The sequence below is a fragment of the Alteromonas lipotrueae genome, assembly GCF_019249255.1.
In the GTDB taxonomy this organism is placed as follows: Bacteria; Pseudomonadota; Gammaproteobacteria; order Enterobacterales; family Alteromonadaceae; genus Alteromonas; species Alteromonas lipotrueae.
The window spans coordinates 54184-69223 of sequence record NZ_JAESDJ010000010.1 but is presented as its reverse complement, the minus strand read 5'-3'; the positions used below and the strand labels follow the sequence as shown (position 1 = coordinate 69223).

Here is a 15040-nt window from a genome sequence, read left to right as displayed (position 1 = left end):
GGAGCCACAATGACCGACAACCTAATTATTGGTTCTGACAGCGAAGTTATTCTTCACTTTGATTTGAAACTTGAAGATGGCTCAGCCGCTGACAGCACCCGCGTAAATAATAAGCCCGCGAAAATGGTAATGGGTGACGGTAGTCTTACCCCTAACTTTGAAGCCTGCTTATTAGGACTTCAAAAAGGTGAGAAGAAATCGTTTACGCTGGCCGCGAACGATGCCTTTGGTGAGCCTAACCCAAACAATATCCATTACATGGATCGAAGCCGTTTTGGCGCAGACTTAGAAATACAAGAAGGTGCCATTCTTGCGTTTTCTCAGCCAGATGGCTCAGAAATACCCGGTATCATCAGAAGTGTGGCTGGCGACTCTATCACTGTTGATTTTAATCACCCTCTTGCAGGGCAGACGGTTATTTTTGATGTTGAAATTGTTGATGTAAAAGCCGCACCTGCACCAGAAGGTGAACAGTAATTATGCAAATTCATCTCGCTAACCCCCGTGGTTTTTGTGCCGGTGTAGACAGAGCCATCACAATTGTAGAAAGAGCACTTGAGATATTTGAGCCGCCTATCTATGTTCGCCATGAAGTCGTTCACAATAAGTTTGTGGTCGATGGGCTACGTGAGCGTGGCGCTATTTTTGTCGATGAATTGCATGAAGTGCCAGATAACTGCATTGTTATTTTTTCTGCCCACGGCGTTTCTCAAGCGGTAAGAAAAGAAGCTGAAAATCGTGGCTTAAAAGTGTTTGATGCCACATGTCCGCTAGTCACTAAAGTGCATATGGAAGTGACCCGTGCAAGTAAAACAGGCACAGAATGTATTTTGATTGGTCACGCAGGGCACCCAGAAGTAGAAGGTACTATGGGGCAGTATAGCAATGATAAGGGTGGGATTTACCTTGTCGAATCTGAGGCTGATGTAGCGACCCTTGAAGTAAAAGACGCCAAGAATCTTTATTACTGTAGTCAAACGACTTTATCTGTTGATGATACCGCAGATGTTATTGATGCATTGCGTGAACGTTTCCCTGACATTCAAGGTCCTCGTAAAGACGATATTTGTTATGCCACACAAAATCGACAAGATGCAGTACGCGATTTATCTCAAGATTGCCAAGTCTTGCTAGTGGTGGGGGCTCAAAATAGCTCAAACTCAAATCGTTTGCGTGAACTAGCAGAAAAAATTGGTGCGAAAGCGCACTTAATTGCCGATGCTAACTGCATTCAGAAGGAGTGGCTTGACGGTATCGAGCATATTGGTGTGACAGCTGGCGCTTCGGCGCCAGAGGTGTTGGTTCAAGGTGTGGTTGATAAGCTTAAAACATGGGGCGCAGTTTCCGCCTCTGAGCGTGCAGGCCGAGAAGAAAATGTGGAATTCGCGGTTCCAAAAGAGCTTAGAGTTAAACAAGTAAGCTAACACCTTTTAGGTATGAAAATTGGTTCTGATTTGAAGGCACTGCATTGATTTGCAGTGCTTTTTTTTACGCTGTCGCATGATGGTAATACAAACTTATACGTTTTATGATTGCTTATACCTTGAGCAAGAAATATTTAGCATAGAATGCTAAATATAAGGTTGTGTCTAAATTTTAGCGTGAATGCCACCGTGCAATGCAGGGACTATGAATCGAACGATAATCACTAGTGGATTGAACAAACAGCAGGGCGTCGGCCTTATTGAAGTGCTTGTTACTTTGTTCATTCTTGCGATTGGGTTACTCGGGGTTGCTGCACTTCAATTCACCGGTTCGTTTGCCAACAAAGATGCTATTAGCCGAACGCAAAGCGAATTTGTTGCGGCTCAAGTTGCAGAGCGCTTACGTGCTGCTGCGCGTGTGGCAACGGTAGGTGATGGCATGGTGGTTAACAACCAATATTTCAATGCAAGTAATTACAACTTCACCGGGCTCACCTGCTCGGGTTCCACCCATCCTTATAAATGTTTTTGTTTGAGTCGTCCTTCTGGGGTGCCCAATTGTGAAACCGCCACCTGCAACGAGCTGGATATGGCTAAATACGATGGCTGGGCACTCTCATGCGCGGCAGTACAAACTAACCCTCAAACCACATTGTCGTTAACCTGTGCAGATAACAATGCAGCGGATGTTTACAGTTGCAGTGCGGGCTCAAGGTTGCAAGTTATTTTAGCATGGCCAGTAGCATCAACAGGTAATCAAACGTATACCTTAAACACGCGTTGCAACCCAAACGAATCAGACAGCAATGCTTGCGTCATTAAGGATTTAACCTTGTGAAGCGTGTACAGGGTTTTTCGCTTGTAGAGCTAATGATTTCATTGGTATTGGGGCTGGTTATTTCTGGCGCTATCATTCAAGTGCTGGTAAGCAGCAGCGTAACCAATACACTAAACCAAGCTGTTTCTCAGGTTCAGGAGTCGGGCCGGTATATAACCAGTCGGCTCACCGGAGAGTTTTACGAAATAGGTCGCTACGACCTTATTACTGCCAGCGTCGATGACTCTGTAGATACCGTATCAGAAGCTGCGTTTGTTCAAAACAACCCGGTTAGTTTAGTTGGAGACTTTTCGGCTAATGCCAGCCTAGGTAGTACTCAAGCATCAAGTGGAGCGAATGATCAGCTAGTAGTAAGCCTGCTTGCACTTGAAGACTGTACGGGAAATAAACATGGCTATGCTGCGGGTGATGAGTTCCATGTTGTGAATCGTTATTTTGTGAGTGGGACAGAGTTTAAATGCACGGGTTACGATGGCCGAGTTTTACGAGGCCTAAAAGCACAATCCGTTTCACCGACTACCGTGACCTTGCTAGACAATGTCAGTAATTTTCAACTTCAGTATGGCGTCAGTGATGTTGCTGAGGATTCCAATGGGCAAGCTATAACCTATGTGACAGCAGACAAGTTGTCAGCGCTACGAGCACAAAATCAACAAGTAGTTGCGCTGCGCTGGGGGATCTTACTTAAAAGCTATCAAAACCAAGTGCAGCAAACCTCAGCTCCTACTTTTGCACTACTTAATGAAAATGCGGTGACCTTAGACTCAGCGCATTACTATCAGGTGTTTACGAAAACGTTATCACTTCGAAATATGAAAAATTTTGTTAGGAGTATCCGATGAAGCAGCGCGGTTTGGTCATGGTGTTTGCATTGCTGGTACTACTTTCCCTTACTATTTTAGGGGTAAGCGCCGTAACTAGTAGCTTATCTCAATCTAAAATGGCCATGTCTATGCAGCAAAGTGGCTTAGCATTTGATGCTGCAGAAGCGGCCATTGCGGGCGTCTTTTTTGAATCGGAAGATGAAGTCTTGTTAGAAGATAGCACTAAAACAGACCCTTTATCAGCTGCTCGCCAAATTGCGGCCTTTGATCCAGAAACCGCATCAATGAGTTGTTTTGATGAAAATGAATGGACCGACAGGTACATGACTGAAGGTGGTCTCTCTACGGGCAGTGAGCACACCACAAACGGCACGTATCAAACCCTGGCAGGTACTAAGAGTTGGTCTCGTACCGCGTTTATAAGAGAGCAGGCATGTAGGGGCTCAAGCAACGTGATTGGTGGTAGCAACGTAAATTGCCACGTGTTCATTATTAGAGGCTGCGGCAAGGTAGGTGCCAAATCCACGGTGGTTGCAAACTCCCTAGCGGCATCAGTGTTTGGCCCCGCATCACAATAAGTAGAGTAATAATTATGAAACGCGTGAGTAGTTTTTTTGTCTCGGTAGTGATGTTTTCTTGTATTGGCTTTTCCGCTGTCGGTGATGATTTGGATATTTACTTAGGTACCGCGTCAGAGTCGGCTACTTATAATCCAAATGTACTCTTTATTATGGACACGTCAGGCAGTATGACGGGCAAAGATGGCACCGGCCAATCGCGTATTCTTAGAGTACAAAACGCACTTAAAGAGGCGTTAACTTCAGCCACCAATATAGATGCCGGCCTTATGCGTTTTTCCGACTATGGTGGCCCTATACTCTTTCCAGTAAGCGGGATTGACGATGCTATTCAACCAGAACTCATCACCTCAACCGGTTCAAGTAGTCATGATGCGTCAGAAATCAACGGTACCGTAAATACTAATGCTAACAACCTAGTGTTGAGCTCTGGCACGAATATAGTCACATCAGGCATGCGTTTTACTGAGATGAATATTCCTCAAGGGGCAACGATAGTCAGTGCATATATTCGTTTTACATCAGAAAAATTTAATATAGCAGGCACCACACTCACGATAAGCGGTGAGGCGTCGGCAACTAGCACGGCATTTTCCACGGCATATGACAACCTTTCGTCACGAACTAAAACCGCATCAAAAGTTGAATGGATAAGTAACAATGACTTTCCTTCTGCTGATGAGGTTATTGCCACGCCTGATATTTCATCGGTTATTCAAGAAATTGTAGATTTGCCACAATGGTGCGGCGGTGATGACCTCAATATTCTTATAGAGGGCACAAGTTCAGATACAGCAAGCAGCCGAGAAGCCCGAGCATTTGATTCTGGGCAAACTGGGTCCCCGCAATTGGTGGTGTCTTATGATGATACAACCGCTACAGGTTGTATCAGCGGTGAAAGCGTTTACCAGGTTAGCCGTTCTAACGACAATATAGAAGAAAACAACAAAGGGTATGAAAATACAGGCTCAGAGCTTACTTTCTCAAGCAGCTATAACAGTTATATAGGGGTTCGCTTTCAAAACGTAAACATCCCTCAAGGAGCTGAAATTTCCGAAGCCTACATAGAACTTACTGCTTATAGCAGCTACAACTACAATAACTCGAGCATGTTAATTCGCGGTGTTGCTGATAATGATGCTGACGACTTCTCTTCTGGAAATCGTTATTTGCTTAGAAATATTGGCAAAACGTCCGGTGTAACTTGGACTATGGGGTCGTTTTCATCGGGCAATGATTACGCCTCACCGGATATTTCCGGCGTAGTTAAAGAGATTGTAGATAGAGCGGGATGGCAATCAGGTAATGCGATGGCGTTCGTGTTTAGTGACTTCACTGGCTATCGAGGTGCATATACCTACAGTGGCTCTCAGTCATCCGCGGCAAAATTAGTAGTTAAATTCAATGGTTCAGCCTCGCCTGGGCAGACATCGACAGTGAGAGAACACCTTATCAGTAAAGTTGATGAGCTTACTGCCAGTGGCTATACGCCCATTGTAGATACGCTGTATGAGGCGGTTAACTATTACGGTGGCAGAGACGTTGATTACGGGCTAACCCGTGGTAACTACAATGTTTCAAACACGGTAAGGAAGAATACGCGAGTCAGCCACAGAAGCGCGTATTTGGGCGGTGATGCTGTTCAACCAAACGGGTGTTCCGATGACAATCTATCTGATAGCGACTGTATTAATGAATATATTCCTAGCGGGGCAACCTATATATCACCGGTTAGCGATCTGCAATGTCAGACCAACAATCATATTGTTTTGCTGTCTGATGGGGAAGCAAACAATAACCACAGTGTATCTCTTATCGAATCATTGCTAGGCGATAGCTGTACAGGTAGTGGGGGTGAAAAGTGTGGTTTGAGTTTAGTTAAAAATGTCAGCGATTCGGATACATCGGTTATTGGACGTCGGGTGATCACACATACAATAGGGTTTGCCGCGAATAGTACCGCCAACAATTTCTTGAATCAGCTGGCAGTGCAAAGTGGTGGCGGATTCTATCAAGCTGATGACAGCGCAGAACTGCTTGAAGCATTTAACACTATTCTTCGTTCAGTAAAGGATGTGAATTCTACTTTTGTATCACCCGGAGTAGCGGTGAATCAGCTTAATCGCTTGACCCATAACGACGAACTCTACTTTGCGTTGTTTAAACCCAGTGAAGGTGCTATCTGGCCGGGTAACCTTAAGCGTTACCGATTAGATGGCGAGGATATTTTAGATCAAAACTCACTGGTTGCGGTAGATGGTGATACGGGATTCTTTAAAGATAATTCCCATAGCTTTTGGTCGACTCTTGTTGATGGTAGTGATGTTCGAGAAGGCGGTACCGCGAGCAAAATGACGTCTAACCGTAACTTATATCTCTTCGATGGTGCTGGAACTATTGTTCAATCTAGTAATGAACTGCATGAAAACAACGAGGATATTACAGCAGCAATGATGGGGGTTGATGACGAACTCGACGCGGAAGAACTTCGCGAAGTGCTGCTTAAATGGGCGCGGGGCATAGATGTTAAAGATAATGATGGAGATGGTGATACCACTGACTACCGGCTTCAAATGGGCGACCCCATTCATTCTCAACCTGTGGTGGTTAATTACGGCAGCACCGATTCAGCCATATTAGTTGCCACAAACCAAGGTATGCTGCATTCGTTTGACGCTGAAACCGGCGAAGAAAACTTTGGCATTATGCCTAAAACGTTGCTGCCTAACTTGCACCACTTTTATGAAGATATCTCTACGTTTAATCATGTTTATGGCTTAGATGGTGAAATGGTATTGCGTACGGTGGGAACTTCGACTTACCTGTATTTAGGTATGCGCCGAGGTGGCCGGAACTATTATGTGTTTGACGTGACACAGAAGACGTCGCCCACCGTTAAGTTTGTAATCGCAGGCGGTACCTCGGGTCTTGAGAAATTAGGGCAAACATGGTCGCGTCCCACCATCACTAAAGTGCGCTACGGCAGCCAAGAGAAGAATGTCATGATCATCGGTGGCGGTTACGATGAATCGCAAGACGATAAGTCGGTGAGAAGTGCTGATGCCATTGGAAATGCAGTTTATATGTTCGATGCAGACACTGGAAGCTTACTCTGGCACGCCAGCAACACTGATGCCGATTTGAATCTGGTTGATATGAACTACAGTATCCCGGGTCGAATATCCGTGATTGACAGAGACAACGATGGCTTCGCTGACCATATGTATGTCGGTGACATGGGCGGGCAACTGTTTCGCTTGGATATTTATAATGGCGAGTCGGGTAGCAACTTTATAAAAGGTGCGAGGCTGGCTGATTTTGCTGGGGACACCGCCGAAACCAATCGTCGTTTTTATTATGGCCCTGATGTTTCGGAAGTTGCGTTGGGTGACGAATTGTATTATGCCGTTGCAATGGGAAGTGGATGGCGAGCATCACCGCTTGATGTCACGGTAGAAGACAATTTTTATATGCTCAAAGACGATAGTGTATTTAGTCGCGATGTGAATGGTGAATATACCTTCATGAGCACCGTGTCTGAGTCGGATTTATATAATGCCACCGAACATTTGCTCACGAGTAGCGATGAAACTGAGCAAGGCGTGGCCGCATCCAGCTTTGCAAATAAAGCGGGGTGGTATATCGAGCTTACGACCAAGGGAGAAAAAGTATTAGCGTCACCCTTGATACTAGATTATAAAATATTCTTTACTACTTATGTACCTGCCGTAAGCAGTACCAGTTTGTGCGCGCCACCGTCCGGAAATAGCAGGGCATATCTCGTTAACTTATTTAATGCTAATGCCGTAACAGACCTTAATAATAATGGTGAACTCGATAGTTCTGACAGATCCGTAGAGTTACAGCAAACGGGGATCGCACCAGAGACTAAAATTCTTATCGAAGATATAACTAGCCCTGTGGTGTGCCTTGGTACCGAGTGTGCCTCTACCGTTATCAGTGTCGACGATGATGGTAACGAAGAGGCCTGCGGCTCAGTGTTTGAATGTTTAGCGCAAAATATTTATGGTAAGTTTGAACGAATACAACGAGGCAGTTGGCATACAGAAACTGAGCGAGAGGATACATCTCAGTGATTATTAGTAACGAAAGAAATAAAGGCTTTTCCCTTATTGAATTAATGATAGTCGTGGCGATTGTTGGCATTCTTGCCAGTATTGCTTACCCTTCGTATCAGTCTTTTATGACTGATGGGTATAGAGGGACGGGGCAGGCGGATTTGTTGGCATTTGCTGCTGCAATGGAGCGCCATCATAGTGGCTCATTTAGTTACCAAGGTGCGGGCGCGGGCGGCGGAAATACGGGGGCGCCGACTATATTTGCCACTTATTCGCCTTCAACAGAAGCCGCGGCTAATAAACGCTACAACCTCACCATCGTGTCTGCTGATGCAACCAGTTATCAGCTCAAAGCAACACCAGTAAGCGGTTCTGCGCAGGCTGCTGATGGCGCGCTATTCTACTTTAGCGATGGACGGAAAGGTTGGGACGTGAACAATAATGGGTCGTTGGCGGCGGGCGAGTATTGTTGGTCTTGTTAATTCACTAGGGTTTTGCGGGTGATAGTGGCACTAACGGCCCCATGCTCACCACATCTTGCCAACTCGACTGATACGGCGGTGCAACGATAAATGTCAATTGTTGAGTAATAACTTGGCTTTCAAGTTTTTCTTTTTCAGTAAGTCCTTGCACTTCATCAAGCGTGCCTTCTACATTTACCTCCTCCTCGGTATTTAGCGCTTCTTCTGTATGGGGCAATTTGGGCAAAGGTTCTATGATTTGCTCTAAGATAACGGCTTTTGCCACGCTCGTGGAATACGAGGGTGTAATGGTGACGTATGAATTTGGGTTGGTGTTCACGTTTATTAGTAAATCAGTTTGGGCGATCTCAAGTTGATGTCGTGCTTGCTGCACTGCGCGAAGTTGCTGCCACTGTCCGAAAATTTGCTGATAAAGCTTAAGGCCGGCGGTAAAGGTAAGCGCAAAGAGTCCTGATGCGATAATTACTTCGATTAGTGAAAACCCTTTGGTCAATTTAATTGAAGTCATGCCAACTCCCGGGTATGGGTTGCATCTTTTGCAAACCACGAGAATATTGAAGGGTATGTAATACGCTTACATTGAAATCGATGTGTCCGTAGAAAAACGTAGAAACATCTGCATTGCTTACCATAGCGCCTACGAATTTGGCCGAAGCGGCGATAGTGGCTTTAGGGTTTGTAGGCATACTGGTATCGCTTAACATCACCACTAACCCATAAATTTGTGCATGGGATTCAAGGGTGAAATCACCTTTTTCCACAACAAGTAAAACGGGATGATTCGCTTCCCCTATTGTTTCACTCGACGAAATATAACAGTCACCACGAACCCATATAACGAGTTTACCGGTAAGAGCTTCGCACTTATTTGTTATAAGCGGCTCTGAAAAATACATCGGCGTAAAGTGGCTATGATCTCGTTCAAAAAGATGAGGAAGTATGGCGTTGGTACTACCGGTTACCAAGCCAGTGGTAGGAAGACGAACCAATGCGGGATGGCGTAAAAAACCTTGCCGAACAAAGAGTGAAGTCGCAGGGTGGAGCATGGCCACTGTGAATAGGGTTAAATATTGAGAATCCTTCCCAGCGTAGTCAGTGGCCGTTACTGTTGCTCGTGTGAATAAACTTGCGGTTTGCCGCCAATCATCGCTGGTACGCAACTGCTCTGTTAATAGCGTTAAGTCGTTGTGCAGTGTATTCATCACCTCAACATAAGCAAGGCTGCGCTTGTTGGCTTGAAACTCGCTTGTCAGCAGTGAACTGGTTGCCCAAAGTGCTAGTGTTATTAAGCTTAACAGTATACCCACGACACTTAACAATACGGCGCCTTTTACCTTACTAGGACATTTCCTAGCGCTTGCGTCTCTTGCACCTATCACATGTGTTTGGAGGGCTAGTGGGAATGAGTAAAAATCGGCGTTATATTGCATTGGCAACTCGTATATACAGATGTTGCTCGGCGCTCAGTTTTGCAGACGCTTTACTTTGAAGGGCAAGCTTTACCTTGTAAACAGGGGCACGGTTTACCTCACCGTGAAGGGATATAGTGAATTGAGTGACGTACAATTCTGATGCGTCGGTAAGATCATGCCATCCACCTTGTGCGCAACTTTTACTTGCTACACGGTACTCAAGTGCTTTATTGCGCAACCGAAAACCCAATAGCTCGGCTGGATCTTCATGGGTAATGTCTCCGTCAGCATTTTTATCATAAGAAAATAACACACAAGAATTTTCAACCTCTAGTGGATGGTGGCTGATTTCAATAGAGGGCGGTAGCAATGCACCGTTGGCAAAAATCTCTTCAAAGGTGCTAGCTACGTAACCCGCCCGCTGTAGTTGTAAAGAAAGAGACTGACTCAAAAGACGTAGTTCACTGTGCAGTGCGAGTTGCTGCTGAAAGTAACCTAATTCCTTGGAAATGGTGGCAGCCCCCATGGCAGAAAAAAGCACCAATGTTGTGCTGATGGCCATGGCAATGGTGAGCTCTACAAGGGTGATGCCAGATGACGTTAACATAGAGAAACATCCTCAAATGCGGGAGAGGCGCAATACCGTACTCGACCAAGATTATTAATAATAACCTTGCCGGTAAATCGTGCGTTACTTAACGTGACGGTCATTGCGCTGCCGAAGCTCATCCCATGAGTACCATCGAAGGTTAACAACGACTTTTTATTGGCTGGATTAGCAATCACTGCATTATAACTTTGCATCATGAGCCGCTTGTGTTGGCCAAAAACATGGCAACTGCTTGCTACATTGCAATCGCAGTCATTAGCAGAAGTTACGCTGATGCAATGATTCACGGACGAGTCGATTACCAAGGTAATCGGCTTACGCTCAGCGATAGCTAGTGTGCGGGCGTATTTTGCGATGTCAGCGGTATGCCTTAATGCACTTTTCATGGCGATGACTTGCCGCCATTCAACAAAAGAGGGAACCGCTATGCCAGTAAAAATGCCCATTATGCAAAGTACCAGAAGCAATTCTAATAATGAAAATCCATCTGCTTTGAATAAAACCATGCTTTAGTCCGGTTATTTGTTATTTGTTTGCTGTTAGATTTACAGCATAGCGAATCAACCAATAGCGGGCTGCTGTACCATGGAAGGGAAAATCAATTTAATTAAGGGACGGGGTATTACGTTAATCGAGCTTTTGGTCGCCGTTGCGATTGTGGGCATTATTTCTATGTTTGCTATACCTAGCTACTCATCAACTATCGCCCTTGCGAACAAGCATGAAACCATTAGTTACTTACTTTCTTTGCAAATAAAGCAAGAAAGGTACTGGTTAAGCGAAGGTAAATACGCAGGGCTTAGTGGATTACCGGCGCCCAGTATAGACGGCGTCACATTGACATACAGCGAATCTAAGGATGGGAATTATAGCATTGCAGCGTCTTTAGGCTTTTTGGATGAGTCCAATCCTTGTCGGCTGCTAACGATCACGCCTTATGAGAATTTACCCCATGGATGTTGGGGAAGATAGCCTGTTTTTCGTACGTGGTTATGATTACTTCAACCCTAAAGGAGGCCTGCGCTATAGCAAAAATCGCAAGGCATTAGGTGCAGGTAAGGGCTGTGCCAGATAAGTCTTCGTTAACGCCATCGTTGTCACTGTCGATGGCGACGGATATTCTGCCGTAGAGTGATAATAAGAGGGCTGAAGCATATGAAGCATCTTTACTCTTTGGACAAATTGTTATGGTTGCACTGGTACTAATACTTCCTTGTTCAGAAAAAGAAATAGCACCAGAAATGCCACTGATTATGTTACCAGTATTTAACGGATCGCTGCTGGCAATAAGCGATTCGCTACTGTCTCTGCTTCCGTTTGCGTTTTCATCAATAAAGACCATTTTCGCGTTCGCCCAATCACTTACACACGTATCGTAGTTCGTGGTAGGACAAAGTATTACATCAAACTGCTCATTGACGGCACTAAACCGAGCTTGCTGTGCAATAGCGCTTAACGTATTGATATCGCCGGTCACTCTATTTTTGACTAAAATAGTATTAATAGACGGGGCAACCACCCCTACTAAAATGGCCAAAATGGCTACGGTAATTAGCATCTCTAAAAGCGTAAAACCGTACTGAAGATGCATAGTGCTAGAAGACTCTGTTTTCACTGATATTTTTTTACTAAGTTAATTTAATACTGATCATAGCGTTAGCCTCAATTTATACAACATTAGATGCAAACACGCGCGAGTATTCAAGGTAAACCAATTTGCCTCAAGAAGGGTATAAAAAAAGGCATGTAGGCATACCCCAAGATACAAAAAGTAATGAATTTTAGTGATTAATGAAGTTTGAATTCTTTTACCACTAACATCTAAGGCGAGTTTATCGTAAACTCAGATATCAGGACGCCCACTCACTAATTGGACATTATAATGCAAAAACAAGCAGTTATTGAAGAAATGAAAGTGCTGCCTGAAATTGATGTGGCATTTGAAGTTACTCGTCGAGTGGCTTTCATTAAAAAGCAGCTTCTTACGTCAGGTTTAAATTCACTGGTGCTAGGCATTAGTGGCGGTATCGATTCTTGTACTTTGGGTAAATTAGCCCAGTTAGCAGTGAACGAATTAAACCAGGAAAAGCATGAAAATTTTCAGTTTGTCGCCGTTCGTCTACCTTATCAAACGCAGGCCGATGAAGCTGATGCTCAGTTGTCGATAGACTTTATTGAGCCTTCCCATTCTGTAACGGTTAATGTTCAGCCTGGGGCAGATGCCATTCACGCTTCTACCACTGAGTCATTATCAAATGCTGGCTTATTGCCTGAAAGTGAAGCAAAGCGTGACTTCGTTAAAGGTAATGTAAAAGCACGAACCCGTATGGTGATTCAGTATGAAATTGCCGGCATGGTTGATGGATTAGTGTTAGGCACAGACCATTCAGCTGAAAATATTACGGGTTTTTATACAAAGTATGGCGATGGAGCGTGCGATTTAGCGCCTTTGTTTGGGTTGAGCAAACGCCAAGTTCGACAACTGGCCTCGCACTTAGGCGCGCCGCAAACTGTTATTACAAAAGCGCCCACCGCCGATCTCGAAACTCTCGCGCCGCAAAAAGCTGATGAACAAGCCCTTGGCATGACGTACGATCAAATTGATGACTTCCTAGAAGGTAAATCAGTTTCCGCCGAGGTAGATGAAAAGTTGTTGTACATTTATCAGCGTACTCAGCACAAGCGCGTACCTATTCCAACCATTTATGATGAGTAGTTACCATGAAAAAGATTGAAGCGATAGTTAAACCGTTCAAGATGGACGATGTAAGGGAAGCATTAGCCGAAGTTGGTATTGCTGGAATGACAGTGTCTGAAGTAAAAGGCTTCGGACGACAAAAAGGACATACTGAGCTTTATCGCGGTGCCGAATATCAAGTGGATTTTCTGCCTAAAATTAAGATTGAGTTAGTGCTTGATGATGAGCGCGTCGAGCAGGCGATAGAAGCCATCGAAAACTCAGCAAAAACAGGCAAAATTGGTGACGGCAAAATATTCGTGTTTAATGTTGAAGCAGCAGTGCGTATTCGTACTGGTGAGCAAAACGAAGACGCGATATAAATAGTTGCTACTGAGTAAAGACAAAACCTTAGCGTTGCATATAGGTAACGTTAGGGCGGATATCAAAAAAGGGAGCCTTTGGCTCCCTTTTTAGTTTTATTGCACTTACGTTAGTAAGGCAAATTAGTGGTCGTGACCACAACCGCCTGGCGTATGGGCATGGCCGTGCTCTAATTCTTCCGCAGTCGCATCGCGTACATCAACCACTTCCACATCGAAAGTAAGTGGAATACCTGCAAGCGGGTGGTTACCGTCTACAACCACTTCATCATCAGATGTCTCGATAATAATAACCGATTGTTCACCTTCTGGTGTGGTTGCACGAAAAGACATGCCAACTTCAACGTCCATGCCTTCAAACATTGAACTAGGTACGCGCTGAACGAGTTCATCGATACGTTCACCGTAGGCTTTCTCTGGTTCAACAGACAAGTTGAACTTCTCGCCTTTTTCTTTCCCAACCAATGCGTCTTCTAGTCCCTCAATAAGAAAGCGGCGCCCTTGAAGCACTACAAGCGGCTCCTTACCGGCTGATGAATCAAGCTCGGTACCGTCTTCGGTTGAAACGGTGTAGTGAAGGGTGACAACGCTGTCAGAGGTTATAGTCATAATTTGTCCTGTAGTTTTGCCCTACTGGGCGGTGGTTTTAAATTTATTAATGCTTATTTACGGTTTTTCACCAATGAGCTCTTTGCCTGCTCAATGCTGTACGGTAAAGGGTTAGGGTAGCAGGTAATTTCAACTTGGTCAGCTAGGCGATGAATATCTTGCTCAGTGGTATCGTTTGAAAGCACAGCCATGAACCATGTTTCTTCGCTAAGTTCAGCCTTACGAATTACCATGCCAGCGCGACGCCAGTTCTCGCCTAATTGCTTTTCTAGCGTATCGCCAGCGTTAATGTGAAACGCTTTTGGCACTGAAAAGCTATAGGCAGCGCGCTTGTTTTTGCCTAAAAAGCGTGTGCGAGCAACCACTTCTTGGCCCATATAACAGCCTTTGTCGAAATCGATACCGTTAAGTGCCTGTACGTTCATCATCTGGGGAACGTACTCACTGATGCCAGTTTCTTGAATAGAAGGTATCGCACTTTCTATCATAATAGCATCGTATACATTTTGTTCAAAAATGGCGCCGTTAGTATCTTTTACTTTTTGCTCAAATTCAGCGACTTGTGCGCAATCCAGTACCACATAATAGCCAGCCCGCAGAGTATCACTTTTAAATACCCACCCCGCATCACTATGAACACTAGCCAATGGCTCACTCGGAAGGGTGTCGAAATAGCTACTAAGTAACATCTGCCCAAGGTTTTCACCTAAGAAAAATTGCGTGTACTGATTTGTTTCCTCGGATATATCTACCTTTGAAAACACACCATACTTATTCAACTGAGCAAGAGAGTGCGCACCTGAGTCTTTGTTGGTTAACATATAAATTGCATTTTCATGGCGACTCACAAAAGAAATAGACCAGGTCTTTCCTTTATTGTCGCAATGGGCACAATGCCTCACCGTATTCTCATCTAAGGCGTTGATGTTGACTGTCACTTGTCCATGCAGGTAGCTATCAGCTTGCTCGCCTTCTAGCTTTATCAGCATGTTGTCATTTAACTTAATTGCATAGTGCGAAGGTAAATCAGAAAGAGTCGTTAACGCTGTCATCAAAGATTCCGAATGAAGAATTTATAATGTAGTAGGTGAGGGGGTTGTGGGTTTTATCAAGGGGAACCCCTG

General features: G+C 44.7%; 17 protein-coding genes. 10 read left to right on the top strand and 7 right to left on the bottom strand.

Going from position 1 to position 15040, the window contains the following annotated elements; genetic code table 11:
• Nucleotides 1-9: 9 nt before the first annotated feature.
• The 7 genes from fkpB to KYS23_RS14280 all read left to right on the top strand — a co-directional run bounded on the left by fkpB (nt 10) and on the right by KYS23_RS14280 (nt 8225).
• Nucleotides 10-477: an FKBP-type peptidyl-prolyl cis-trans isomerase gene (fkpB, locus tag KYS23_RS14310; RefSeq protein ID WP_218419148.1), complete on the top strand. Its 468-nt coding sequence runs from the start codon at nt 10-12 to the stop codon at nt 475-477.
• Nucleotides 478-479: 2 nt separating this feature from the next.
• On the top strand, nt 480-1424 hold the full coding sequence (ispH, locus tag KYS23_RS14305) for a 4-hydroxy-3-methylbut-2-enyl diphosphate reductase (protein ID WP_159532127.1): 945 nt from the start codon (nt 480-482) through the stop codon (nt 1422-1424).
• A 205-nt stretch (nt 1425-1629) separates the two neighbouring features.
• Complete coding sequence (locus KYS23_RS14300; RefSeq protein WP_159532125.1) at nt 1630-2262, top strand: prepilin-type N-terminal cleavage/methylation domain-containing protein; 633 nt, start codon at nt 1630-1632, stop codon at nt 2260-2262.
• Nucleotides 2259-3104 (top strand): PilW family protein, encoded by an 846-nt coding sequence (locus KYS23_RS14295; protein WP_218396042.1) that lies wholly within the window; start codon nt 2259-2261, stop codon nt 3102-3104. The genes KYS23_RS14300 and KYS23_RS14295 overlap by 4 nt, the downstream gene beginning before the upstream one ends.
• A complete protein-coding gene (locus KYS23_RS14290) occupies nt 3101-3664 on the top strand; it encodes a PilX N-terminal domain-containing pilus assembly protein (RefSeq protein WP_218419146.1) in 564 nt (187 codons plus the stop codon). Before KYS23_RS14295 ends, KYS23_RS14290 begins: the two co-directional genes overlap by 4 nt.
• Nucleotides 3665-3678: 14 nt before the next feature.
• Entirely contained in the window at nt 3679-7761 is a 4083-nt protein-coding gene (locus KYS23_RS14285; protein WP_218419144.1) for a PilC/PilY family type IV pilus protein, read from the top strand.
• Nucleotides 7758-8225: a type IV pilin protein gene (locus KYS23_RS14280; protein WP_201299269.1), complete on the top strand. Its 468-nt coding sequence runs from the start codon at nt 7758-7760 to the stop codon at nt 8223-8225. Before KYS23_RS14285 ends, KYS23_RS14280 begins: the two co-directional genes overlap by 4 nt.
• A gap of 4 nt (nt 8226-8229) precedes the next feature.
• Here the strand turns inward: KYS23_RS14280 and KYS23_RS14275 are convergent, their stop codons facing one another.
• The 4 genes from KYS23_RS14275 to KYS23_RS14260 are packed head-to-tail and all read right to left on the bottom strand — an operon-like array spanning nt 8230 to nt 10753.
• A complete protein-coding gene (locus tag KYS23_RS14275) occupies nt 8230-8733 on the bottom strand; it encodes a PulJ/GspJ family protein (RefSeq protein ID WP_159532117.1) in 504 nt (167 codons plus the stop codon).
• Nucleotides 8720-9655 carry a hypothetical protein gene (locus KYS23_RS14270; protein ID WP_159532115.1) on the bottom strand — a complete coding sequence of 312 codons (936 nt, stop codon included), beginning with the start codon at nt 9653-9655 and terminating at the stop codon, nt 8720-8722. The genes KYS23_RS14275 and KYS23_RS14270 overlap by 14 nt, the downstream gene beginning before the upstream one ends.
• Nucleotides 9645-10244, bottom strand: coding sequence for a hypothetical protein (locus KYS23_RS14265; protein WP_218419142.1), 600 nt, complete (start codon nt 10242-10244; stop codon nt 9645-9647). The genes KYS23_RS14270 and KYS23_RS14265 overlap by 11 nt, the downstream gene beginning before the upstream one ends.
• On the bottom strand, nt 10238-10753 hold the full coding sequence (locus KYS23_RS14260) for a GspH/FimT family pseudopilin (RefSeq protein WP_218419140.1): 516 nt from the start codon (nt 10751-10753) through the stop codon (nt 10238-10240). Before KYS23_RS14260 ends, KYS23_RS14265 begins: the two co-directional genes overlap by 7 nt.
• Before the next feature lie 79 nt (nt 10754-10832).
• Between KYS23_RS14260 and KYS23_RS14255 the strand changes: the two genes are divergently transcribed.
• Nucleotides 10833-11219 (top strand): type IV pilin protein, encoded by a 387-nt coding sequence (locus KYS23_RS14255; protein ID WP_159532109.1) that lies wholly within the window; start codon nt 10833-10835, stop codon nt 11217-11219.
• Between the two features lie 73 nt (nt 11220-11292).
• Here the strand turns inward: KYS23_RS14255 and KYS23_RS14250 are convergent, their stop codons facing one another.
• Nucleotides 11293-11862 (bottom strand): GspH/FimT family pseudopilin, encoded by a 570-nt coding sequence (locus KYS23_RS14250; protein ID WP_201299268.1) that lies wholly within the window; start codon nt 11860-11862, stop codon nt 11293-11295.
• Between the two features lie 267 nt (nt 11863-12129).
• On the opposite strand from KYS23_RS14250, the gene nadE reads away from it, so the two are divergent.
• Both nadE and KYS23_RS14240 read left to right on the top strand, forming a co-directional pair.
• Nucleotides 12130-12963, top strand: coding sequence for an ammonia-dependent NAD(+) synthetase (gene nadE, locus KYS23_RS14245; RefSeq protein WP_159532107.1), 834 nt, complete (start codon nt 12130-12132; stop codon nt 12961-12963).
• Between the two features lie 5 nt (nt 12964-12968).
• The gene (locus KYS23_RS14240; RefSeq protein WP_129739438.1) at nt 12969-13307 is read left to right on the top strand and encodes a P-II family nitrogen regulator; all 339 of its coding nucleotides are present in this window, start codon (nt 12969-12971) and stop codon (nt 13305-13307) included.
• A gap of 123 nt (nt 13308-13430) precedes the next feature.
• On the opposite strand, the gene KYS23_RS14235 is transcribed toward KYS23_RS14240, so the two are convergent.
• Complete coding sequence (locus KYS23_RS14235) at nt 13431-13916, bottom strand: FKBP-type peptidyl-prolyl cis-trans isomerase (protein WP_159532105.1); 486 nt, start codon at nt 13914-13916, stop codon at nt 13431-13433.
• Nucleotides 13917-13969: 53 nt separating this feature from the next.
• Nucleotides 13970-14968, bottom strand: coding sequence for a CAF17-like 4Fe-4S cluster assembly/insertion protein YgfZ (gene ygfZ, locus KYS23_RS14230; protein WP_218396049.1), 999 nt, complete (start codon nt 14966-14968; stop codon nt 13970-13972).
• Nucleotides 14969-15040: the final 72 nt, after the last annotated feature.

Excerpts from the sequence above, each read along its gene's own strand:
- fkpB (WP_218419148.1), top strand. The coding sequence starts at position 10 with ATGACCGACAACCTAATTATTGGTTCTGACAGCGAAGTTATTCTTCAC.
- ispH (WP_159532127.1), top strand. The coding sequence starts at position 480 with ATGCAAATTCATCTCGCTAACCCCCGTGGTTTTTGTGCCGGTGTAGAC.
- KYS23_RS14300 (WP_159532125.1), top strand. The coding sequence starts at position 1,630 with ATGAATCGAACGATAATCACTAGTGGATTGAACAAACAGCAGGGCGTC.
- KYS23_RS14290 (WP_218419146.1), top strand. The coding sequence starts at position 3,101 with ATGAAGCAGCGCGGTTTGGTCATGGTGTTTGCATTGCTGGTACTACTT.
- KYS23_RS14285 (WP_218419144.1), top strand. The coding sequence starts at position 3,679 with ATGAAACGCGTGAGTAGTTTTTTTGTCTCGGTAGTGATGTTTTCTTGT.
- KYS23_RS14275 (WP_159532117.1), bottom strand. The coding sequence starts at position 8,733 with ATGACTTCAATTAAATTGACCAAAGGGTTTTCACTAATCGAAGTAATT.
- KYS23_RS14270 (WP_159532115.1), bottom strand. The coding sequence starts at position 9,655 with ATGCAATATAACGCCGATTTTTACTCATTCCCACTAGCCCTCCAAACA.
- KYS23_RS14265 (WP_218419142.1), bottom strand. The coding sequence starts at position 10,244 with ATGTTAACGTCATCTGGCATCACCCTTGTAGAGCTCACCATTGCCATG.
- KYS23_RS14260 (WP_218419140.1), bottom strand. The coding sequence starts at position 10,753 with ATGGTTTTATTCAAAGCAGATGGATTTTCATTATTAGAATTGCTTCTG.
- KYS23_RS14255 (WP_159532109.1), top strand. The coding sequence starts at position 10,833 with ATGGAAGGGAAAATCAATTTAATTAAGGGACGGGGTATTACGTTAATC.
- nadE (WP_159532107.1), top strand. The coding sequence starts at position 12,130 with ATGCAAAAACAAGCAGTTATTGAAGAAATGAAAGTGCTGCCTGAAATT.
- KYS23_RS14240 (WP_129739438.1), top strand. The coding sequence starts at position 12,969 with ATGAAAAAGATTGAAGCGATAGTTAAACCGTTCAAGATGGACGATGTA.
- KYS23_RS14235 (WP_159532105.1), bottom strand. The coding sequence starts at position 13,916 with ATGACTATAACCTCTGACAGCGTTGTCACCCTTCACTACACCGTTTCA.
- ygfZ (WP_218396049.1), bottom strand. The coding sequence starts at position 14,968 with ATGACAGCGTTAACGACTCTTTCTGATTTACCTTCGCACTATGCAATT.